The organism is Bacillus sp. ISL-39 (genome assembly GCF_018613295.1).
GTDB lineage: Bacteria > Bacillota > Bacilli > Bacillales > Cytobacillaceae > Mesobacillus.
The window spans coordinates 69,578-90,759 of the sequence record NZ_JAGGQM010000017.1; the positions used below are offsets into that span (position 1 = coordinate 69,578).

At 43.5% G+C, this 21,182-nt stretch carries 22 protein-coding genes; all 22 read right to left on the bottom strand.

Annotated elements, in window-relative coordinates:
* Positions 1–4 precede the first annotated feature (4 nt).
* The gene (gene ypjB, locus J7E37_RS14020; RefSeq protein ID WP_214780945.1) at positions 5–802 is read right to left on the bottom strand and encodes a sporulation protein YpjB; all 798 of its coding nucleotides are present in this window, start codon (positions 800–802) and stop codon (positions 5–7) included.
* Between the two features lie 69 nt (positions 803–871).
* Complete coding sequence (lhaT, locus tag J7E37_RS14025) at positions 872–1,474, bottom strand: lipoprotein heptaprenylglyceryl N-acetyltransferase LhaT (protein WP_215024581.1); 603 nt, start codon at positions 1,472–1,474, stop codon at positions 872–874.
* A gap of 216 nt (positions 1,475–1,690) precedes the next feature.
* Positions 1,691–2,449 (bottom strand): menaquinol-cytochrome c reductase cytochrome b/c subunit, encoded by a 759-nt coding sequence (locus J7E37_RS14030; protein WP_214780943.1) that lies wholly within the window; start codon positions 2,447–2,449, stop codon positions 1,691–1,693.
* Positions 2,450–2,517: 68 nt separating this feature from the next.
* Entirely contained in the window at positions 2,518–3,192 is a 675-nt protein-coding gene (qcrB, locus tag J7E37_RS14035) for a menaquinol-cytochrome c reductase cytochrome b subunit (RefSeq protein ID WP_023627553.1), read from the bottom strand.
* Between the two features lie 3 nt (positions 3,193–3,195).
* Positions 3,196–3,702 carry a QcrA and Rieske domain-containing protein gene (locus J7E37_RS14040; RefSeq protein ID WP_214780941.1) on the bottom strand — a complete coding sequence of 169 codons (507 nt, stop codon included), beginning with the start codon at positions 3,700–3,702 and terminating at the stop codon, positions 3,196–3,198.
* Positions 3,703–3,857: 155 nt separating this feature from the next.
* Positions 3,858–4,313 (bottom strand): YpiF family protein, encoded by a 456-nt coding sequence (locus J7E37_RS14045; protein ID WP_214780938.1) that lies wholly within the window; start codon positions 4,311–4,313, stop codon positions 3,858–3,860.
* Between the two features lie 564 nt (positions 4,314–4,877).
* Positions 4,878–5,432, bottom strand: coding sequence for a ReoY family proteolytic degradation factor (locus tag J7E37_RS14050; protein ID WP_192470591.1), 555 nt, complete (start codon positions 5,430–5,432; stop codon positions 4,878–4,880).
* Positions 5,433–5,474: 42 nt separating this feature from the next.
* Entirely contained in the window at positions 5,475–6,740 is a 1,266-nt protein-coding gene (locus tag J7E37_RS14055; RefSeq protein WP_214778676.1) for a tetratricopeptide repeat protein, read from the bottom strand.
* Between the two features lie 78 nt (positions 6,741–6,818).
* The gene (locus tag J7E37_RS14060) at positions 6,819–7,724 is read right to left on the bottom strand and encodes a hypothetical protein (protein ID WP_215024556.1); all 906 of its coding nucleotides are present in this window, start codon (positions 7,722–7,724) and stop codon (positions 6,819–6,821) included.
* A gap of 309 nt (positions 7,725–8,033) precedes the next feature.
* Entirely contained in the window at positions 8,034–9,326 is a 1,293-nt protein-coding gene (aroA, locus tag J7E37_RS14065; RefSeq protein ID WP_215024558.1) for a 3-phosphoshikimate 1-carboxyvinyltransferase, read from the bottom strand.
* A gap of 17 nt (positions 9,327–9,343) precedes the next feature.
* A complete protein-coding gene (locus J7E37_RS14070; RefSeq protein ID WP_215024561.1) occupies positions 9,344–10,450 on the bottom strand; it encodes a prephenate dehydrogenase in 1,107 nt (368 codons plus the stop codon).
* A 13-nt stretch (positions 10,451–10,463) separates the two neighbouring features.
* On the bottom strand, positions 10,464–11,567 hold the full coding sequence (hisC, locus tag J7E37_RS14075; protein ID WP_215024563.1) for a histidinol-phosphate transaminase: 1,104 nt from the start codon (positions 11,565–11,567) through the stop codon (positions 10,464–10,466).
* Between the two features lie 104 nt (positions 11,568–11,671).
* Positions 11,672–12,028, bottom strand: coding sequence for a chorismate mutase (gene aroH, locus J7E37_RS14080; RefSeq protein WP_215024565.1), 357 nt, complete (start codon positions 12,026–12,028; stop codon positions 11,672–11,674).
* Positions 12,021–13,115: a 3-dehydroquinate synthase gene (aroB, locus tag J7E37_RS14085; RefSeq protein WP_215024567.1), complete on the bottom strand. Its 1,095-nt coding sequence runs from the start codon at positions 13,113–13,115 to the stop codon at positions 12,021–12,023. The genes aroH and aroB overlap by 8 nt, the downstream gene beginning before the upstream one ends.
* Before the next feature lie 2 nt (positions 13,116–13,117).
* Positions 13,118–14,290 (bottom strand): chorismate synthase, encoded by a 1,173-nt coding sequence (gene aroC / locus J7E37_RS14090; RefSeq protein ID WP_215024569.1) that lies wholly within the window; start codon positions 14,288–14,290, stop codon positions 13,118–13,120.
* A gap of 407 nt (positions 14,291–14,697) precedes the next feature.
* Positions 14,698–15,471, bottom strand: coding sequence for a CheR family methyltransferase (locus tag J7E37_RS14095; protein WP_214778737.1), 774 nt, complete (start codon positions 15,469–15,471; stop codon positions 14,698–14,700).
* 494 nt (positions 15,472–15,965) lie between these two features.
* On the bottom strand, positions 15,966–16,412 hold the full coding sequence (gene ndk / locus J7E37_RS14100) for a nucleoside-diphosphate kinase (protein WP_102263408.1): 447 nt from the start codon (positions 16,410–16,412) through the stop codon (positions 15,966–15,968).
* 91 nt (positions 16,413–16,503) lie between these two features.
* Complete coding sequence (gene hepT / locus J7E37_RS14105; RefSeq protein WP_214778735.1) at positions 16,504–17,466, bottom strand: heptaprenyl diphosphate synthase component II; 963 nt, start codon at positions 17,464–17,466, stop codon at positions 16,504–16,506.
* A gap of 392 nt (positions 17,467–17,858) precedes the next feature.
* The gene (locus J7E37_RS14110) at positions 17,859–18,560 is read right to left on the bottom strand and encodes a demethylmenaquinone methyltransferase (RefSeq protein ID WP_215024571.1); all 702 of its coding nucleotides are present in this window, start codon (positions 18,558–18,560) and stop codon (positions 17,859–17,861) included.
* Positions 18,561–18,564: 4 nt separating this feature from the next.
* Positions 18,565–19,401 carry a heptaprenyl diphosphate synthase component 1 gene (locus J7E37_RS14115; RefSeq protein ID WP_353050023.1) on the bottom strand — a complete coding sequence of 279 codons (837 nt, stop codon included), beginning with the start codon at positions 19,399–19,401 and terminating at the stop codon, positions 18,565–18,567.
* Positions 19,402–19,665: 264 nt separating this feature from the next.
* Positions 19,666–19,899 carry a trp RNA-binding attenuation protein MtrB gene (gene mtrB, locus J7E37_RS14120; RefSeq protein ID WP_192470602.1) on the bottom strand — a complete coding sequence of 78 codons (234 nt, stop codon included), beginning with the start codon at positions 19,897–19,899 and terminating at the stop codon, positions 19,666–19,668.
* A gap of 336 nt (positions 19,900–20,235) precedes the next feature.
* A complete protein-coding gene (gene folE, locus J7E37_RS14125; RefSeq protein ID WP_214737120.1) occupies positions 20,236–20,802 on the bottom strand; it encodes a GTP cyclohydrolase I FolE in 567 nt (188 codons plus the stop codon).
* Positions 20,803–21,182: the final 380 nt, after the last annotated feature.

Genomic DNA, 21,182 nt, shown 5'->3' on the forward strand with positions numbered 1-21,182 from the left:
GGTGTCAATTCTTATGTTCTTTTTGCACATTTCTTTTTTTATCATTGTCGCCTCTATATTTTCTCCAACCCACATAGGACAATGTAAGAATAATGACACTTCCAGTGGAAATCATTACCCACCATAGTGAAGGGTCTGCTTCATCCTCTGTCATATCATCAAAGATGTTTTGCAAATCCGATTCAAGCATTTCAAGTTCCTCCTTGCTGGAAGCCTCTTGTAATACCTGTGGCCGATACTGGTCAATAAAACTTACTTTGGCATCAACTTTTTGGATCCTTTCCGGATTGATGTCAATCTTCATACTTGGATAAATTACATTGTATAAAGACAGGAACGAATTAAGGTTCGAATGGAATTGGTCATTGTCACCCTCATATGCAGCAGTCTTCATATCATTGAAAACCGTCATGATGGGCCCTTCCATCTCTGTCCATAATGGCTGGTGCGTGGAGGCAATCGCATCAATGACCAGCCTGAATTTTGTAACCCTGTTCATCCTTTCGGCATGTCCCAGGTCCGCGTTTGCTACAGCTTCAATTGCTTCATCATGTGCCACAGTGATAATCCGCAGTTCATCCATAGTAAAAGGCCGTCCATCTCCTGTGACTAGCAAGAATTCTTCTGAAAAATGATTCAACAACCTGTTTGCATCTTCATAACGGTGGAGTTTAACCATTTGCAGCGCTTGGTCTGATATATTGTCCAGTTCTTCAACAGGCGACTGTGGTTCTGCGTATGCTGCGAACGGCGCAATCAATAATAATAGCACCGAAATGAATAAAAGGTATTTTGCCCTCATTCCTGTCCCCCCTCTAAATACTATTAAAATGTATGAGAGGGTGGACAAGGTTAGACCAACATTCGGGGGCTATCTTGATCTTTTTAATGAAAGGGTGAATCGCCCCGGCCGCAGCCCGAAGTAATATCCAACGGCGATTGAGAAGATGCTCAGCCAAAATGTAAAATACCCGATCTGGTCCATGTATAAATCTAGCGTATGGTACCTTGGCATCATTTCAAAAACATAATCAATGATTTCATTATGAAGAAGTACAACCGCAGCTGTAATCAAATGCCATGGTTTCATTCGATAAAAAGGGGCATATAAGACCCCTTCCACTGCCATAGCAAAATGAGATGCCATCAGCATAAGCCCAATCCAATCGAGCTGTCCTGAAACGAAGAACACCATTAAATTCATGACTACCGCCCAAAGGCCATATTTGACTAGGCTAACGATAGCCAATGCTTCCATAAGCGGCCAGTTTTTCCCCATCAGGAATGCCCCTAGAACGAAAACAAAAAACAAACTGGCAGTCGGACTATCTGGTACAAATAGAAGGAATTCTGGCGGCGTATCGATAAGCTGCCATTTGTACCAATAGTACCCGTAAGCTGTCCCTAAAACATTCACCCAAAATAATAGCCATAATACGGATCTATCCCCTAGCAAAGGGTATATTCTTTTGATCATTTTGACTATCTCCATTCCCAAGTTATCTATTACTATTATTACAGTTTATAGAAAATAAACCAAGTTTTCCTTTTCCTTTTAGGGCTTCCTTGCGTATACGTATTTAATTCACTTTTGTTCTTAAATCACCCAACAGACAAATTCCATATGACAACACGAATACTTTCCGCATAAAAAAGAACCTGCAAGTTACCTTACAGGTTCTTTGATATATTACTTGCTCAGTCCGTCGATGAATTCAGCAAGTGTCTGAAGTTCCTCGTCGGTTCCTTTAAAGACCGCAGGCATGCTTCCTTTACCATTCTTGGCAACATCAGCAATTTCTTCAGCATTCATTTTTGTATCTAACAAACTTGGCGCTGCAGCACCACCCGCCAGTTCGCCGCCATGGCATGAAGTACAAGTTTGCGCTTGTGCAATCTTGTATCCATCAGAGTTCTTGTCGATTTCGACATCCACAATCTGCCCCTGTTTCTTGGCTGCTTCCCAGTCATGGTGCGCAACAGATTCCCAAGTTAGGAAGAAAACTGCAGCGATTGATAATAGCATAAAGCCTGTCGCAAGCGGACGCTTTGACGGGCGACGCTCAGGTCCACGGTCAATAAATGGAGCAAGCAAAAGCGCACCAAATGCAAGACCCGGGATGACAATAGCTCCAATAACTGTATAAGGACCAGAAGCATATGAATATTTAAGCAATTGATATAAGAATAAGAAATACCAGTCTGGCAATGGAATATACGCTGTATCAGTCGGATCGGCAATCCTCTCAAGCGGAGACGGATGAGCAATAGTCAAGCTCAAGTATCCGATTAGGAAAACAGCACCAACCATCCATTCCTTCAACAGGAAGTTAGGCCAAAACGCTTCCGTTTTGCCAGGGTATTCCGAGTAATCTTTCGGAATATTAGGCTTACGTTCTGCAGGGACACGTGAGTCACCCACGAACTTCATACCTTTACCACGATGCATCGAGCAATCCCCTCCTTTTTCCGTATCATTGAGCGAAACTCAATTCGCACAATCTTTTCATTCGAATTTTACAATGGACCAGAAATACCTTGCTTACGAATCATCAGGAAGTGCGCTCCCATCAAGCCTAGTAGTGCAGCAGGCAGGAAGAATACGTGAATCGCGAAGAAACGAGTCAAAGTTTGAGCACCAACGATCGTTGAATGACCGGAAAGCAATGTTTTAATGTATGGCCCAATCAACGGAACAGCTTCTGCAATCTGCAATGTAACCTTAGTTGCGAATAAAGCTTTCATATCCCATGGAAGCAAGTATCCTGTCAAGCCAAGAGCCAGCATTACGAAGAAAATTAAAACTCCGACTACCCAGTTCAATTCACGAGGTTTCTTATAAGCGCCCTGGAAGAACACGCGGAGCGTATGTAAGAACATCATTACGATGACAAGGCTCGCTCCCCAGTGATGCATACCACGGACAATTTGTCCGAACGCTACCTGATTTTGAAGATAATAAACAGATTCCCATGCATTCTTGATGTCCGGCACATAATACATTGTCAGGAACATTCCAGAAAGAATCTGAATGACAGTGATGAAAAACGTCAGACCGCCAAAGCAATACACGAACGCAGAAAAGTGGTGCGCCGGGTTAACGTGCTCGGGTACCTCATGGTCTGCAATATCGCGCCACAAAGGCGTAATATCTAAACGCTCATCTACCCAATCGTAAATTTTGTTTAACAAAGATTACGCCCCCTTTCGTGGTTCGGCTTTTCCTACATAAAGGAACCCGTCTTTTTCTTTTGTTGGATATACATCCAATGGTGCCAACGGCGGTGTTCCCGGCACATTTGTACCGTCCTTTTCATAAAGGCCGTAGTGGCAAGGACAGAAGAACATATTCGGATTTTTCTTATCCGTATTCCAGTCTACTACACAACCGAGGTGTTTACATACTGGCGACAGGGCAACAATCTCCCCGCCTTCGTTCTGGAATACCCAGGCAGTTCCAGTTTCTTCAGATTCATACCATGCATCTTTTTGTGTGAAAGTAAAGTTGACTTTTTGCGGTTCATTTGTGATGTCTGCGACCTTCAATGGAGTCGCGATAAAATCTCCCGCATCTTCACCCTTTAGTACAGGATCAACGGCAAATCGAACCATTGGCATCAGCATCCCTGCAGCCATGAAACCGCCTACACCTGTTAGAGTATAGTTTAAGAATTGACGTCTTGAAACACGATGCTTACTCACGCTATTCCCCCCTCTATTCCCAAGTTAAGTCCCCAACGGACATAATTTAAACACATTTTAAAACTAGGACATAACCATGATATATCAATCTCATTACAAAATCAATATAATACTATGTTGAAAACATTTTTTGCAGTGATAAAAATAACACTGAATTATTCTTCTTCCCATTTCTCTGTGAACAAAGATAATAATTGCTTTACCTGGTCATCCACTATGGCAATTTTCTGCTGCTCCTGCATATGCTCCAAAGACAAGGACGGAAGCCATAAAACATTTCCACTCAGCTCTTTTTCCTGCTGCCTCCAGCGGCTGTCCGACGTCACATAAAATATATGTTTGAATTGCTTGTCCAATAGAGTGTTCTCCCACTCCTTCAAAGCGTCCAAGCTTCCCTCATTTTCCTTTATGTATACAAAATCAGGCAAAAGGAAGATTCGGCCCCGAAACTGCTTCTCCAACTGTGATGTAAGGATTCCAGTGAATTCCGCCATTGAAGCATTTTGTTTCATATCCTCACCAAAAGAAACTGGCAAGAGCGGGACGATTACTGTGTCTACATACTCAGCAGCTTTCTGATACATTTCTACATCTGCTGCCACCCATTTCATAATACCAACTCCATCATTCTATTAGGCTTAGTCGTAAAGAAAGGCTTTCTAGGACCCTTTATTTACACCATTCTATAATATCATGATTAAAAGTAGTTTTCGAATCGTTTGGTGGGGTGTGACGCATTCGGGTTTCAACTTCTGTTATAGCCTCCGAAGTTGGTCAGGGTCAGGGTCAGGGTAAAAAATGGGGGGCTCTTCCATTAATCGTACCCTTATGCGCCCCTTTCGACTTCTATAAGGGTACTAGTCTGAGCTTTTCGTACCCTTATGCAGCCCTTTCAGCTTCTATAAGGGTACTATTCTGAGCTTTTCGTACCCTTATGCAGCCCTTTCAGCTTCTATAAGGGTACTATTCTGAGCTTTTCGTACCCTTATGCAGTCAACTCTGCACCTATTAAGGGTACCGTTCAGCCAAAAGGTACCCTTATGCATCCTTTTCCTCCCACATAGCCATCTTTAGGATCAGGTACATCCGTAAATTTCCCTTAGGCCTTCAAACCGCAAATAGGTTGTTATCCATATGAAATCCGGCAAAATAAAAAGCCTGCTATCAAAAGCAAGCTAAAACGAGTTCACGGTACCTAATCTTTTTAATTGTTCAGTGAGATGTTCAAAAGCTTCCTGGTCCTGGCTGTCCAGTGCCTCATCTATCATGGTAAGCAGTTTGTCTTTTTGGAACTTTTGAATGCTTTCTTCAAGAAATCTTTCTGCTACCATCTTGTCACTTTCGCTGATTTGGAGCTGCCCCGGAACATAAGGGTTTTCTTCCAGCACGGCGGCAAACTGATGGGCTTTGTTTGAAGCGTGGAAATTCAATTGGATGTAAATTTCTTCTTCCCTGTTCAAACGAATGTCGTGGAAAGACTTTTCTGCATCTGTCGTCATCACGTTTTCTTTAAAGAACCTGAAAGGCACTTCATCCACGCAATGGGTCGACATCACTAATCCCCTTGGGCAATACTGTGCATTTTCCACAAAATGCACCTTTTCCATCAGCTGGTCATGGCTCATCAAGTAGTTAAGGATCCAAACGCATTCCCGCCTTTTAAGCTGGTAATGGTTTAAAAACCAGCGGATAAAATCCTTTTTCTCGTTGACAGATACAGGGGTTGTCATTTTTGAATCCCTCCTCTGCATAACTCAAATTTTTTGTTAACGTTACAGATTCTCCGTCAAGCGTTCCAATAACTCACGGAATTCTTCATTGCCAGGTTCTTTTTTAACTAACTTACTAAAAATTTCGGCGGCGTCGGCCATTTTTCCTTCTTCAATTAAAAAATATCCGTAGTCTGTCAAAAATTCTTTATTGTCTTTAAAGAAAGTATATGCTAGTTGGTATTTGTTTAATGACTGTGAAAAATCTTCAATTTGCTGATAAGCAATTGCCTCATCCCAAAGAATCTGAGGTTCCTCTTCTTCTTCGTGGATGTCAGCTGCACGCACCAGCTCAAGTACATCTTCATAGCGTTCCTGCTTGAACAGCAGTTTGTTCAGGACAAGGACTCCTTCCATGAACCCTGGATCCAGAGCGATCGCTTCACGAAGCAATTTTTCGGCAGCTTCTTCATCAGGAATTTTAAGTGCCAATTTGCCGCCATAAAAGTATAAATCTTTATTGAATTCATCCTGCTCGATCCCCTGTTTAACAGCTTCGAACGCCTCTTCTGCCATTTCTTCTCGCTCATAGGCTTTTGCCAGATAGAGATAGAGCGAATGGTATTCCGGATCAAGAGCCTTAAGTTCCTCAAACTTGTCAATCGCTGTTTTATTATAGCCTGCCTGGAGCGCTGTAAAAGCAAAGCCGAACAAAGTATTAATTTCCAGCTTTTGCTCGAGCGCTTTTTCGTAAAAATGAAGAGCTTCCTCAAACGAGCCGCCTGCACTTAACGATTCAGCCAATCTCTGATTGAGATTCACTCCGCCAATTTCTTCATGCGACTTAAGGGCTGTTTCATAATACTGTATTGCTTCAATTAGTTTTCCCTGGTGGGCATATAACTCACCAAGAGCAAAGTCAATCACGGGCTCCTCCGGTAAAAGCCTCTTGGCCTCAAGGAGTTTCTTTTCACTCACCTCAAACAGGCCTTCCATTTGATACAGGTCTGCCAGCAGAAGCAGCGCTTGTGGAAAAGATGGATCTTCTTCATCAACCCTTTCAAGAGAAAGCATGGCCTCTTCCTCTTTACCCATTTCAATCTGAGCTTCAGCGAGCAGAACATGGAGTTCGCCTTCATTGGGATAATCCTTCAATAAGCTTTCAATCAAAGCCTCTGTTTCTTCCATGAAACCGAAGCGGAACATCTCCTCAGAAAGAAGGAATTTTTCTTCGTCGCTTCCTTTTTCAAGAATGCCTTTATAAGCAGCCATTGCCTTTTCAAGCTGTCCATTTTCAATATAAGTTGTTATTTCATTTACTCCGACCATTTTTATCATCCTACCCTTACTTTAGGCTTTTGCCTGAAGCTGTCTGATCAGCAATCATTCATATACCGGCAATGCCCTTTAATAATTATCTGTAAAAAATCCTGGTGTGTTAATTATAACATTCTCTCCCTTTCCTGGCCGATAATAAACCTCGTCCCCTGCGCGAATGACTTTTCCCTTATCAACAGTGACGGCCAGATGCTTCGATTGGAAAAACAGCCCATGTTCATCACGTTGTTTGGTTTCCGCGTTTATATTATAAAGATTATAGCTGAGTTCTCCGCCACTGTGCAGATTTGATTTTTCCGGGAAGATTCCGGTTTTCTTTAAAATCGATCTCGACACGGGACCCGGGTTCGCTAGATCATCATGCACTGCGGGAACCTTTTCTCTTTTCATCAAATCACTCCAGGCATTAAGCTGCAGCTGCCTCCCTTTTTTATGCTTGCTTTCAGGAAAGACTGGAATGATTGGGCAGTTATAGGGAAATAGCGCTTCCTTGATCCATCCCCACGGCATCGCCGCCAATTCGTCCATCTCATCAATTTCCAGAAAGATCGCTGGTATCTTCAGTTTTTTACATTTACGGATAAATCCGGGATTCATCAACCGTGGCGGGATGCGGACGCCAAGAACAAAATCAATTGGGCTGTCTAAATAATTACTTTTTGCCTGCTTAAGCTTTTCTTCAAGCTGCCGTTCAAATTGGACTTTCACTGTAGTGAATACAACTGTGCTGCCCTTCATTATAAAGTTCTTCAGATAGTATTCTTTTCTCTCTTTAAAAGATTCGTTTACAGGGAGATTCGGGTCAAAGAGGACATGTATCGGGGTCATTATAAATTTGTCCGCATCCATCCTCATATAGTTATAACGTTCAAATTTGGATGTTGCAGACAAGATTCGCTGGCCCTCCACCAGCATGCTTGTATCCATGAAGGCTTGTCCCTTCAAAAGATGGACATTTTCTATAATGTATGCCATAAAACCACTCCTTTAACGGTCTTATGACAAACTATGCTGAAATTACGAGAATATAACGGCGGTTTTATTTTCTGGCAAGATTGCTGTTAAAATCCTAAAGCCGATTTTAACGTAATAGAAGGCCATTTTGTTGGTCGGTATTAAGTTTGCATGCTCTTTTCTCACAAAAGAGTCAACCTTGCGAAGAAAAATAGGTCATTCAATCCTATTTTGTAGTCAAGAGCAACAAAGTTTGAGAAAAGAGCCTAATATAAATAGAGAGAAGGCCATCCACTGCTCATGATTGGCCTTCCTTCAAACAAAACTATGCTAGTTTCCCAACAAGGAATACAGATCATCAAAGAAATCCGGGTAAGATACGGCGACGGCTTCACTTTGCTCAAGAATGACCTCGCTTTTACAGAGAAGGGCGGCGATTGACAGCATCATTCCAATCCTGTGGTCCCCGTGTGCTGACACAGTGCCGCCGTCAAGGCTTTGACTCCCTTGTATAATCATGCCATCATCTGTAGCCTCTATGTCCACCCCGAGCTTCTTTAGTTCATTGACAACGGTATCAATGCGATTTGTTTCCTTCACCTTTAATTCCCCGGCATCCTTAATAACCGTCAATCCCTTAGCCTGCGTTGCCAGCAAAGCAATGACCGGGATTTCATCGATTAATCGGGGAATCAGGTCACCTTCAATTATTGTGCCCCTCAGTTCTGAATGTTTCATTCTTATATCTCCAGCTGGTTCAGCTGAATCACCCTCGTACGGTTCCACCACGAAGTCGGCTCCCATGGCTCTTAGCACATCGATTATTCCGGTTCTTGTCGGATTTAGCCCAACATTTCGAAGAATGATGTCACTCCCGGGAACGACAGCGGCTGCGACTAGAAAAAAGGCGGCGGATGAAATATCACCAGGAACATTTATAGCAGTGCCCTTCAGCATTTGTCCGCCGGTTACCTTTACGGCATTCTCCCTGCGTTCAACTTGGCCGCCAAATTGCTTGATCATCCTCTCGGTATGATCCCTTGTTTTCACTGGCTCAACAACTACTGTCTCACCTTCAGCCTGCAAACCGGCAAGCAAGATCGCAGATTTAACCTGCGCGCTGGCTACTGGCAGTTCATATGTAATTCCGTTTAATTTCTGGCCTTCCACTGTCAGCGGAGTGAATTCTCCATTATTCCTTCCCGTAATGCTTGCTCCCATTTTGCCGAGAGGAAGGGTCACTCTAGTCATCGGCCTTCTTGCGATTGACTCATCACCTTCAAGAGTTGATTTAAACGGCAATCCCGAAAGGATTCCCATCATCAGCCGTATCGTTGTTCCGGAATTCCCGACATACAGTGTTTCCTCAGGCTGGCTTAGTCCATCCGTACCTTTTCCTGTAACCGTTACATTGCTGCCATTCTGGACAATTTCAACACCGAGCTGCCGGAAGCAGGAAATCGTACTTAAACAATCTTCTCCAGGCAGGAAGTTTTCAATACGGGTGACTCCGTCGGCTATTGAACCGAACATGACTGCTCTATGCGAGATTGATTTATCACCAGGTACTTTAACTTGTCCCTCCAAAGAGGTTCTATTTGTTAAAAGAGTTTTCACTGACATTTTTCTGCTCCTTAAGTCTACTCTGCGACAGACATTTCATAGTCTGTCTTTTTTCCAATACATTCTTGTGCTCTGGCCCGGTCATCAGGCGTCTGGAAACTGATCACCAGTACTCCGTATATATCTTCACGAGTTTCTATGATTCTGATATTCGTTATACTGATGTTTTCAACTGCTAGATATCCGGTGATTTCAGAAATCACCCCTGGATAGTCCGGGACATCTACAAACAAATCATAAAAGCTGGGAATAGCTCCTTTGTCGCTTACAGGGAGACCATCCCGGTATTTTTTGGCTGCATCAAAGAAATCATAGATCCTGTCCTGTTCATTAGCTACCAATAATTCTTTTACCCGGCTCATTTCCTCCTGCCAGTCAGTTAACAGCGAAATGAGGACTTCCCGGTTTTGAAGCAGGATGTCTCTCCACATCTGCGGATTGCTTGATGCGATTCGGGTTATATCCCTGAACCCTCCAGCAGCCAGCCGGTTGACGAGAGGATTGCCTTCATCCGCCCGTGACGCCTGGTGTACGAGGGAAGCAGCTATTATATGCGGAAAATGGCTGACAACTCCTGTTAGATAGTCATGTTCTTCAGGTGAAACATCCAGAAACTTTGCCCGCGTGCCGGAAAGCCATGCTTTTAGCCGGTCTACCGTCTCACTTCCGACTGAAGCCTCAGGTGTAAGAAGATAGAATGCATTTTCAAACAGGATTTTCTTGGCTGCGGCTACACCGCTTTTATGGGAACCTGCCATTGGATGGCCGCCAATGAAGGCAACTCCTTTTGCTCTCAGGCACGTTGCCTTAGTTGAAATATATCCCTTTGTACTGCCGGTGTCGGTAACAATGACCTCATTTTTCAGTTTCAATGTGGCTAATAGTTCAATTATGTTTCCGGTGGCCAATACCGGAGTCGCAATAATGATTAAGTCCGCCTCCGGTGCTTCCACCTCTAAACTGACTGCTGTGCGGTCAATGACCCCCAGCATCATGGCCAGATCCATTTGATTTTTGTCGGCATCCAAGCCAATTAGTTCTGCCTGCGGATGCTGCCCTTTAATACACATAGCCAGAGAGCCGCCAATCAAACCAAGACCAATGATCAATACGCGGCCTTCCATAAAATCAACACCCTTATTTAGATATTACAGTATTAACACTCAAGTATTCTTTGATCAATTCAATTACCCCTTGATTTTGTTCCTTTGAACCAATGGTAATCCTTACACAGGTCGGGAATCCCAGTGCTGTACCGGAACGCACAATATAACCTCTTTCAAGCAGGTATTGAAAAACCTCCTGCCCATCCCTGTTGAAATCGATCAAGATGAAGTTGCCTTGCGATGGGAAATATTTCAACCCTGTACGATCACAAAAATCATAAAACTGATGGAGGCCGTTTTTGTTTTCGTTTTTACATTCATCTACAAATTTTTGGTCACCAAGCGCAGCTATTGCAGCTGCCTGAGCCAATGTGTTGACATTGAATGGCTCCCTTGCCGGTTCAAGTGCCCTGATGGTATCTTCGTGGGCGATTCCATAACCAACCCGAAAACTGGCAAGCCCGTATATTTTGGAAAACGTTCGCAGGATAATCAAGTTTTTATACTGATCTAAAAGACTCAGGGAGTCATGATAATCCTCCGCGGTCACATATTCAAAATAAGCTTCATCCAGCACGACAAGCACATCGCTTGGCACCCGTGCCATAAACGCTGTTAATTCTTCTTCAGTTATATAGACACCTGTCGGATTATTCGGAGAGCATAACCAGACAACAGATGTCCGATCATCAATGGCAGCAGCCATCTCATCCAAGTCATGAGCACCGTCAACCAATGGGATTTCTGCTATTTCACAGCCTTCGATAATGCCATTGTGCTTATACTGCGGAAAAGTCGGAGCGGCCATCACAGTTTTTGTCTCTGGTGTAAGCAAGCCGCGGGCAATCATTTGGATTATCTCATCCGACCCGTTTCCAAAAATGATCTGTGCTTCCTTTACACCTAAATGGTCTGCCAAATGCATTCGAAGCTCGGTTGCATATCCATCTGGGTACACTGAATACTTGCCAGCATAATTTGCGATTTCATTTTCCACTTTTTCTGAAGATCCAAATGGATTCTCATTTGATGCCAATTTTACAATCTTGGATAAACCATACTGCCTTTTCACTTCACTGATCGATTTACCAGGCTGGTACGGCTTTAATTTTAGTAGCTGCTCTTTCCATCTCATCTAATCCACCTCAACTATTCTACTCTTTAATTCACTATCTTATTAAAGTAATAAAGAACACGAGCTTATCATACACTGTTTGGTGCTGCAGAAAAAGTATAAAGTTATAAATCAGGTCTTAGTCCTGCAGCTCCCTCAAGATAAATATGCTTGATCTCTTCCTGTGGTTTTTCAGTGTTGAAATGAATCATGACTCTGATACATTTCTGCAGCGAGCCGGGGACTGATAATTCTTGCATACACATGACTGGAACGTAGGTCCAGCCGTCCAAATTTCTTAAAGCCCTTGCCGGAAAGGCTGCATCTACATCATCAGTAGCAGAAATGAAAATCGAGGCAACATCATCCGGTGTAATATCGTTGGCAGCGACTGTTTCTTTTAAAAGTCTTTCAGCAGCAGTAATGATTTCTTGCTCATCATTTTCGTTTACTGTAATAGCACCTCTTACTCCCCTAATCATCTAACTCCCCCTCTTCTGCAAATTTCACCAGGTTCATCCTCAATACGTTTTCCTCGACTTCCTTGAGTGAAGGCACTCCGACCTTTTCCAGTAAAACGAAACGGATTGCCCCATTAACAGTTTTTTTATCCTGCTTCATTCTTTCCAGCAATTGTTCCGAAGAGAGTCCCGCCGGAATTTTGGTTACATACCCAAGATTGTTAAGCCAGTGCTTGAATGTTTTTACATCGAAATCAAGATCAAGCAATTGTTTGCTTAATTGAAGGGCAAATAGCATCCCGATAGCTACAGCCTCCCCGTGAGTAACTTTACCGTAACCCGCTTCGGCTTCAATTGCGTGGCCAAGTGTGTGCCCGAAATTCAAAAATGCACGGATTCCGGTCTCCCTCTCATCTTCTGCGACAACGGACCCCTTAATTTGAATGCCCCTCGTCAAAAACTCAAGCAATTGTGAGTCATTCAATTTATCCAATGACTGGATTTCTTCTTTAAGCCAGGAATAAAAGTTTTCATCGCTTATCAGGGAGTGCTTGATTACTTCCGCAAAGCCGGACCGGATTTCATGGTCAGGGAGGGTTTGCAGGAAATCCAAATCATAAACAACAGCTTCGGGTTGATGGAAGGCACCAATCATATTCTTGCCTAATGGATGGTTAATTGCTACTTTCCCTCCCACGGCACTATCATGGGCAAGAATAGTGGTTGGGACTTGTATGAAGCGGATCCCCCTCATATAAGTCGCTGCGACAAAACCTGCTAAATCTCCGACTGCCCCACCGCCAAAAGAGATGATCAGCGACTTCCTGTCTAGTTTATTTTCAAGCGCCGAAGTAAGACAATCCTTATAGACATCGAACGTTTTCGCTTTTTCCCCTGATGGGACGATTTTTTCAAATATTCGTTCCAGACTTGTGTGTTTGTGAAATGAATCAAGGTAATGCTTGGCGACTGTTCCATCAGTAATGATCATGATTGATGTATATTTGTCTGCAGCATCATGTACAATGCTCCGCAGTTGACGGATAGCACCATTACCAATATATACAGGATAGGTTTTTGTACTTGCAACGATGTTCACTTGCTGCATCTTTAAAAATCCCTCGCAGTCCTTCTTTGCTCTTCGATTGATGCCTTCAATGTGTCAAATCGATCTGCATAAAATTGGTCGATGATGGCTGAAGCAAGTTCCCAGGCAATAACACTCTCAGCAACCACTGCAGCAGCAGGGACAGCACAGGCATCAGATCGTTCTATACTCGCAGCAAAAGGTTCCTTAGAATCAATATCGACACTCATCAATGGCTTGTAGAGAGTCGGGATCGGTTTCATTACACCACGGACTACGATTGGCATTCCTGTTGTCATCCCGCCTTCAAGGCCTCCAAGCCGGTTCGTTTTCCGGTAGTATCCGCTGCCCTCTTCCCAGGCAATCTCATCATGTACCTGGCTGCCAGGCCTTCTGGCCGCTTCAAAGCCAATACCAATCTCCACACCTTTGAAAGCATTGATGCTCATAATGGCCGCAGCAAGCTTCCCATCAAGCTTGCGGTCATAATGGACATAGCTGCCCACTCCAGCCGGCATACCCTCGGCTATTACTTCGACGACACCGCCAATAGAGTCTCCATTTTGCTTTGCGTCATCAATTGCTGCCATCATTTTAGTCCCTGCTTCTGGATCGAAGCATCTGACCGGTGATGCTTCTGTTATTTCTTTAAGCTGTTCAAGTGAAGTGAAATCCTGTTTTTCAGCTATCACCCCGCCAATTTCTACAACATGGGCAACCAATTCGATACCCAGCAGTGACAGCAGTTTTTTTGCCGCAGCACCTGCTGCGACCCTTACAGTCGTTTCCCTGGCAGAAGAACGTTCGAGAACATTTCTCATATCCCGATGGCCATACTTAATTGCGCCATTTAAATCTGCATGACCAGGACGAGGACGTGAAATCTTCCTTTTCACTTCATCAGAGGATAGGTCATCGAGCGGTTCCTGTCCCATAATACCGGTCCAGTGCTTCCAATCGTTATTTTCTACAACCAGGGCAATCGGCGAACCTAATGTATACCCATGCCGAATCCCTGAAGTGATCTGCACCTGATCTTTTTCAATCTGCATCCTTCTTCCGCGGCCATAGCCTTTCTGCCTGCGCGCCAGTTCTTGGTTAATATCTTCTGCTACGAGCGGCATGCCTGCTGGCATCCCCTCTATAATGGTTGTTAGCTGTGGTCCATGTGATTCTCCAGCTGTTAAATATCTCATATACTTTCCCCCTTCAACTCGCTAAAGGATTTGTTTTACTATATCATACAGTTAAAAATAAATAAATTAAAAATTATGAAATATGTATTATTCCTTCTCAGAAAAGCTCTTATCCAGTATTTTGTTGCATTCTACCCGTGTATGATCTTAATTCCGGTTCAGAAGCCTCCTTGAAAAGAGCCATGACACCTTTGAAAATTCGGAAACAAGTAAATGTCCGAAAAGCAACCTTCAATGCGAAAACAGCCTTTTAAGAATGAAGCCATTTTATCATGAAGCCTGTTGACTCGCAAAAAACAATCTCCTGGGACTCGAATATCCGATTGAGACCTGAAATTTGACCTGCGGCGTTACATGCCCTGATTCGGGACAAAGGAAGAAGGAGCTCGGTTACCCGGCTCCTCCTATTATTTCTTTCTGTAAAAGAAAGTATCTGCAGTTTCAAAGTTATATGTACCAGGGTTGAAGATTTGTTCAGTGCTTCCCACAAACAAAATCCCACCAGGTCTTAATGCTGCGCTGAATTTATGGTAAATGCTTTCCTTGGCCTCCTCGGTAAAATAAATGAGGACATTGCGGCAGACGATTAAATCAAAAGGTCCGCCAAAATGGTCGGCAAGCAAATTTTGCTTTTTAAACGCAACAGTCTTCTTAATGTCATCTTTCACAGTATAATAGGGTCCATCCTGCTGAAAAAACTTCTTAATCATTTCTTCAGGGGCTTCATTCAGTGACCTTGCTGAATAAACTCCGAGCCTGGCTTTTGCAAGGACGTTATCATCAATATCGGTCGCCAAAATTTGGATCTTCGATAATGGCATATGTTTTGACAGCACCATTGATAATGTATAGGGCTCTTCTCCCGTGGAGCAGGCTGCACTCCAGATTTTCGGCTTTGGATTTTTGCTTAACAACTCTGGAATCATCGATTGATCAAGGACTTCCCACCGTTTTGCGTTTCTATAAAACTCGGAGACATTGATCGTCATTCGATCCAAAAATTCGTTCATGAGCTGCTGGTCATTGGCCAGAGCCTGGAAAAACTCCTTGAAAGATGAGCAGCCCTTCTTTTGATAGAGTGAGGTCAATCTTCTTTTCATTTGTGCTTCTTTGTATAGAGCAAGGTTTATACCAGTCTTCTGGTAGATTTTTGAGATAAACTGTTCATAGTCTTGCGGCATCATTTTGCTCCCTCTCGGTACTAGAAAAAGTTGGACATTTTCATTATATCGAAAAATGATATGTAGAGTGAGATATTTTTTCATATCTCAAGAAGCCCGCCTGTCATTATTAAGTGAATGGCTCTGTTGACAGGGCTGTTGATTTTCGTTCCAGGCGCTTCGCTTTCCGCGGAGAAGAATTATGTAAAAGCCAATTGCCGGCTTTTACAAAGATCAAATTCTTCCTTGCAGTCAGGGAGCCTCCTCGTCGCAATCTCCTGCGGGGTCTCCCCATGACTTGCTCATCCCGCAGGACATTGAATTAGCTTCCCAGAAACTGCCCACGCACGATGAAAATGCGTTAGCATTTTCGGAGGAGTCTACGCGCCTTCCACTACAATCAACAAGATTTAAAAACACCATTCAGCTTTAGCTTTATCAGAGCAAAAAAAAAAGAACACTTGCTATTCACAAGTGTCCAGAATTTATTAAAAGATAAGGCGCCTGCGCTTTTCTTAGTAAACCCACTCGTTGATTAATTTGCTGTATTCAGCAAGTTCTTCTTGTTTGAAGAATAACCCGATTTCACGCTCTGCGCTTTCTGGTGAGTCAGATCCGTGAATTACGTTCTTGCCTACAGTAACCCCGAAGTCTCCGCGGATTGTTCCAGGAGCTGCATCCTTAGGGTTAGTTGCACCCATCATCTGGCGTGCTGTAGAAATAACATTCTCTCCCTGCCATACCATAGCGAATACTGGCCCAGAAGTAATGAAGTCTACTAATTCACCGAAGAATGGACGCTCTTTATGTTCGCCGTAATGCTCTTCAGCAAGTTCTCTAGGGATGTTCATAAGTTTTGCCCCAACAAGCTGGAAGCCTTTCTTTTCAAAACGAGCAACAACTTCACCAATCAGGTTGCGCTGTACACCGTCAGGCTTTACCATCAAATAAGTCTTTTCCATGAGTTCCACTCCTAATTCATATATGTATGTGAACCGCTTACAAAAGCAATCCTTAGAAATAGTATCATTTTTTTGAAAAATTCGCAACTTGCTAATACTTTCGTTTCCCGATAAATCTGGCGATATCGCGCAACGACTTCTTGGCCTTATTAGATGGGAGCTCTTCAAGTATATCAAGGGCCTTATCCAGGTAACGGTCACTGATGTTCAGTGATTTTTCAATCGCACCTGAATCCTGAACAAGCTTAAGTATTTCATTAAGTTCTTCTCTTGGCATGCCCTCATGGACATTCCTGATTCGGCTTTTGATATATTCGTCCTGCATTGCGTACAGTACAGGAAGTGTTATATTCCCCTGGAGAAGGTCCCCGCCAGCCGGCTTTCCAAGTTCTTTTTCTGTACCAGTGAAATCCAGCACATCATCCGTGATCTGGAAGGACATACCGACATAGTAGCCAAACTTATACAATTTACGGTGGTCCTGCTCAGGAACTCCTGATACCACCGCACCAAGCTGACAGCTCGCTGCAATTAGAAGAGCAGTCTTCCGCTTGATTCTCAGCAAGTAATTACGCAGGTTCTGGTCAAAATTATATTTATCTTTTATCTGTTCTATTTCGCCAACACTTAATTCGACGATTGTATCAGAGAGGATTTGGTGCGCTGTCGGATTTTTGATGTCAGTCATAAGCTCCAGCGCCCTGGCAAAAATATAATCTCCCGTATACATCGCAATTCTGTTATCCCATTTTGCTTTGATTGTCGCCTGCCCTCGGCGCAATTCAGCATCGTCGATAACGTCATCATGAACCAGGGAGGCCATATGGATGAGTTCAAGGGAGACCGCTGCATCCTTAATGGTATTGATATCATAATTACCGAATTTTCCACCAAGCAGGACAAAAACGGGCCTGATCCGTTTCCCGCCGGCTTTAAGCAAGTGCAGGCTTGCCTGGCTGAGCAGCTGGGAATCCGCCTGGATCGCTTCTTCCAGTTCTCTCTCGATCAATGTCAAATCAGAATTCAAATATGTATATAGTAACTTCATCTTCATAATTATCCACCCAGCTTTTACATCCTCGATATCCATTGATGCAACTTTGACCGTACCTTTTCGGCGCCTCAATGCATTCAGGAGGTTTCTATTATGCTTGGAGCTTTCAACCGGCCAAGCTAATTCATTTCTCTGCATCCCGATCCATTCTGATAGCCGCTTCGCTATTTTCAACATTGCGTAAAACTAAAAATAAAACAGGCTGACCTTCCTTGACGAGCGAAAAAGAAAAGGACAGCCATGGTCTATTTATACCATCAGAATGTTTATTACCCTGGAAAATGGTCCAGCCAGAGCGCTTTGCAAGCCTTCAAGCCAGTAAAACGCTATTCGTTAAACTCGGAAGAAACCACTCAAGACAGTGTCCACTGACCAGTGCGTTTGCACTCTTCCTATTTCCGGCCGATATGCACGGCCGCTACCCCGCCGCTATATGGCTTGTATTCGACATTATTGAAACCTGCCTCGGCGAACATTTTGGCAAGCTCTTTCATGCCTGGAAAATCTTTAGCGGATTCCTGGAGCCAGGAATACTCGTCATAGCTCTTAGCGAACATTTTGCCGAACATCGGCATGATAAACCTGAAGTATACTCGATATGCTTGCTTGAAACCTGGCATTGTCGGCTGGGACGTTTCGAGGCATACTGCCATCCCGCCCGGTTTAAGGACTCTGTACATTTCACGCAGCACCTGATTGTAATCTGGCACATTCCTCAAACCAAAACCAATAGTTACATAGTCAAAGCTATTATCCTCGAACGGGAGCTCCATTGCATTCCCATGGATTAGAGTTGCCTGATCCAGGTTGCGGGCCTGCAGTTTCTCCTCCCCTATCTTCAGCATATTTTTGCTGAAATCAAGTCCGACCACTTCGCCATCTTTCCCGGCAGCTTCCGCAAGCGCAATCGTCCAATCAGCCGTTCCGCAACAAACATCAAGTGCTTTGGCTCCCTTTTGGACATCCATCTTTTTCATTGTGTCATTGCGCCATTTAATATGCTGCTGAAAACTGATGACAGAATTCATTTGATCGTAATTCTCATAGATTTTTTCAAAGACTCCATGGACACGTTGTTCTTTCGATTGCTGCATTGCATTACCCTTCTTCCGCGAATTTTTTCGACATGGTCTGATGCTGCCCTGCAATCAGGTCTAACCGTTCCATCAGCAAGCTGTTCATCCCTGGCAGCTTCTTTAACGCTGCATTAATCTTCGTCATTGAAAATTCAATATATCTTGTGCAAATTGTTATAAGGTATTTTTGCTGTTCCGATGAAAGATTTGTTGTAGTCTGGTCCATTTTTGGCAGAGCAATCTTTTTAAGCGCATTAAAAACAAGTGAACTGCCGGATTTAATGAACTTGGTTTCTTCTGATAGCAGCCTCTTGACAAAAAGCCAATTGGAAGCGAATTCAAACCATTCTGACGCATCCAAATGGTCAGCGACCTTGCCTAAAAGAGCCGACTCGATTAATTTTACACTATCCATTAATTTATCGATCGCTTCAGCTTCTTTTTGGTACAGCAAAATTTTCTGCTCATTGACTTCTTTTACTCCTGAAGCTAATAGCTTGATCATTTCTATATCATCCATATCAGCCAGCAGCTTGTAATATAGGCCACTGAAATAAATTCCAGCGAGAACCGTCAGCTGGCGGCGCTTATGGCTTTCATCCTCTTCACCTGGTTGTGAGTTATTGACCTGCTCATGGGTATCAAGGGCAATTTGCAGGAGCATTGTGGTCACAGTGTAGTTCTTTGCTTTTTCCTGATTTACTTCCTGCTGTTCCATCAACGAGGTAAGCAACAAGAGCCTGTCATCATCAATAAAAGGAGATTCTACATGCTCCAGCAAATAAGGATGTGAAAGTTTTTCGAGAAGAAGCTCTCTGGTGCCGTCTAATTTGTTTTGTAAATCTAGCAAATAAATCACCCTTGTTCCCCTTATTTATGTTGGATTGCCGGCGGCGAGCACAATTTTTTCTATCATGAAAGCCAGCCGTATGCAGAAATCTGGCTATTGAAAACAGACATAAAAAAAGCGCCTAAAAACTATTTTTGCAATTGTACCGAACACTCCAAGGCAGTGACAATTATATCACAAATAGTAAAAACATGAACGTGATATTATAAATTAAACACTAATTACGAAGAACCGAGCTGGATTTTGTAACAAAATAGTTGGTTTTGCACTGATCTACTTCTTCTCACTCATTATTTCACCGAATGGCGTGACGATCTTTGCATGCCCTCTGATTTTGATGGCAGAAGTATGTTCTGTAAACTGCGCGATCATAACTTCACCCTGGTCGAGCTTCTCGGAATGATGGAATCGAGTGTCGGTCCCTCTTGTAAGACCAATTACATTCACTCCATCCTCAATGGCTTTGATTACTACATAATCGGTGTTAACGCTTTGTTTCTTATCCATTATTATCCCCCTTACAGGAAAGAATATGTTGTGTACGGGACGCACTTGTTTAGCCCGTTTTTATAACGTGATAGGAAAGTCCAAAAACTTACTTTGAGAATTGTCCAGCTCCCGCCCCTAGCTCCTCGGGTCGCCAGCCACAGGATAAGGAAAGCTTCGAAGCGAATCATCGCACGACCGAAAGCGGTAGCTTTTGGGAGGACGTGGCGTTATAGGCGGGCAGCGCCTGTCGGGGCTGACCAAGGCACTTGCGCTTTTCTTATAATATAACAAAAGGCTAAAAGAATTACTTTCAGCCTCTGACACTTTTGCATGCTACTTTTTTATCAAATCTCTTTAAGCTTTGATCAATGAGAGAATTTCAGCTCTTGCGTTTACATCCTCGGCCAAAGTACCTCTTACAGCAGATGTAACTGTTTTCGAGCCAGGTTTCTTTACCCCTCTCATTGTCATGCACATATGTTCTGCTTCTACCACTACCATTACACCATGGGGATCCAGCTTTTCCATGATCGAATTCGCTATCGTGGAAGTGATCCTTTCCTGAAGCTGAGGTCTTTTAGCCACTGCTTCCACCGCTCTTGCAAGCTTGCTGAGCCCAGTAACCTTTCCTCCTCGCGGAATGTATGCGACATGCGCCTTGCCAAAGAAAGGAACCAGATGATGTTCACACATAGAATAGAAAGGAATATCCTTTACCAATACCAACTCCTCATGGTCCTCACCAAAAATGGTTTCGAAGTATTCTTTAGGATCCTGGTTCAATCCTGAGAAAACCTCCTCATACATCTTAGCGACCCGTTTGGGAGTATCTAGCAAACCTTCCCTGTTAGGATCTTCACCGACTGCTTCTAATATTAAACGCACCGCTTCTTCAATTTGGGCACGATTGACGTTTGACATCTGCGTTTCCTCCTATGATCCATCAATCTCATCATAATCCTGCATAGATAAGCAACTATTAGATTATAATATTTTCATCTTAGCATAACCAATTCTCAGCAGGCAAAACTTAATATTCAACTGTAACAATAAAAAGCGCAATCGCCTCGTTCAGACACGACTCTCGATGGAGCTCGATTTAGAAAACCGTCTATAGTTACCGATCCAAGGTTTTTCAAATTCCTGGAAAGAACAGAAAGCGCAAGCGCCTCGTTAAGCCCCGACAAGCGCTTGAGGGCCTGACAGTGAAGTCGGTCTTTGACTTCATTTGCAGGACCGAAACGACTCGAGGGGCTAGGCGCTGGAGCTGGGTTAATTAAACTTTAGAAGAGTATTCAACA

Bases quoted from the DNA above. Each gene is read 5' to 3' on its own strand.
- ndk (WP_102263408.1), bottom strand. From the start codon at position 16,412: ATGGAAAAGACTTATTTGATGGTAAAGCCTGACGGTGTACAGCGCAAC.
- mtrB (WP_192470602.1), bottom strand. From the start codon at position 19,899: ATGGATAAGAAACAAAGCGTTAACACCGATTATGTAGTAATCAAAGCC.
- hisC (WP_215024563.1), bottom strand. From the start codon at position 11,567: ATGAGATGGAAAGAGCAGCTACTAAAATTAAAGCCGTACCAGCCTGGT.
- J7E37_RS14030 (WP_214780943.1), bottom strand. From the start codon at position 2,449: ATGCATCGTGGTAAAGGTATGAAGTTCGTGGGTGACTCACGTGTCCCT.
- J7E37_RS14050 (WP_192470591.1), bottom strand. From the start codon at position 5,432: ATGACAACCCCTGTATCTGTCAACGAGAAAAAGGATTTTATCCGCTGG.
- J7E37_RS14110 (WP_215024571.1), bottom strand. From the start codon at position 18,560: ATGCAGCAATCGAAAGAACAACGTGTCCATGGAGTCTTTGAAAAAATC.
- J7E37_RS14060 (WP_215024556.1), bottom strand. From the start codon at position 7,724: ATGGCATACATTATAGAAAATGTCCATCTTTTGAAGGGACAAGCCTTC.
- hepT (WP_214778735.1), bottom strand. From the start codon at position 17,466: ATGAAGATGAAGTTACTATATACATATTTGAATTCTGATTTGACATTG.
- J7E37_RS14045 (WP_214780938.1), bottom strand. From the start codon at position 4,313: ATGAAATGGGTGGCAGCAGATGTAGAAATGTATCAGAAAGCTGCTGAG.
- J7E37_RS14095 (WP_214778737.1), bottom strand. From the start codon at position 15,471: ATGCCGCAAGACTATGAACAGTTTATCTCAAAAATCTACCAGAAGACT.
- aroB (WP_215024567.1), bottom strand. From the start codon at position 13,115: ATGCAGCAAGTGAACATCGTTGCAAGTACAAAAACCTATCCTGTATAT.
- folE (WP_214737120.1), bottom strand. From the start codon at position 20,802: ATGTCAAACGTCAATCGTGCCCAAATTGAAGAAGCGGTGCGTTTAATA.
- J7E37_RS14070 (WP_215024561.1), bottom strand. From the start codon at position 10,450: ATGGAAGGCCGCGTATTGATCATTGGTCTTGGTTTGATTGGCGGCTCT.
- aroA (WP_215024558.1), bottom strand. From the start codon at position 9,326: ATGTCAGTGAAAACTCTTTTAACAAATAGAACCTCTTTGGAGGGACAA.
- aroC (WP_215024569.1), bottom strand. From the start codon at position 14,290: ATGAGATATTTAACAGCTGGAGAATCACATGGACCACAGCTAACAACC.
- ypjB (WP_214780945.1), bottom strand. From the start codon at position 802: ATGAGGGCAAAATACCTTTTATTCATTTCGGTGCTATTATTATTGATT.
- J7E37_RS14055 (WP_214778676.1), bottom strand. From the start codon at position 6,740: ATGGTCGGAGTAAATGAAATAACAACTTATATTGAAAATGGACAGCTT.
- aroH (WP_215024565.1), bottom strand. From the start codon at position 12,028: ATGATTAGGGGAGTAAGAGGTGCTATTACAGTAAACGAAAATGATGAG.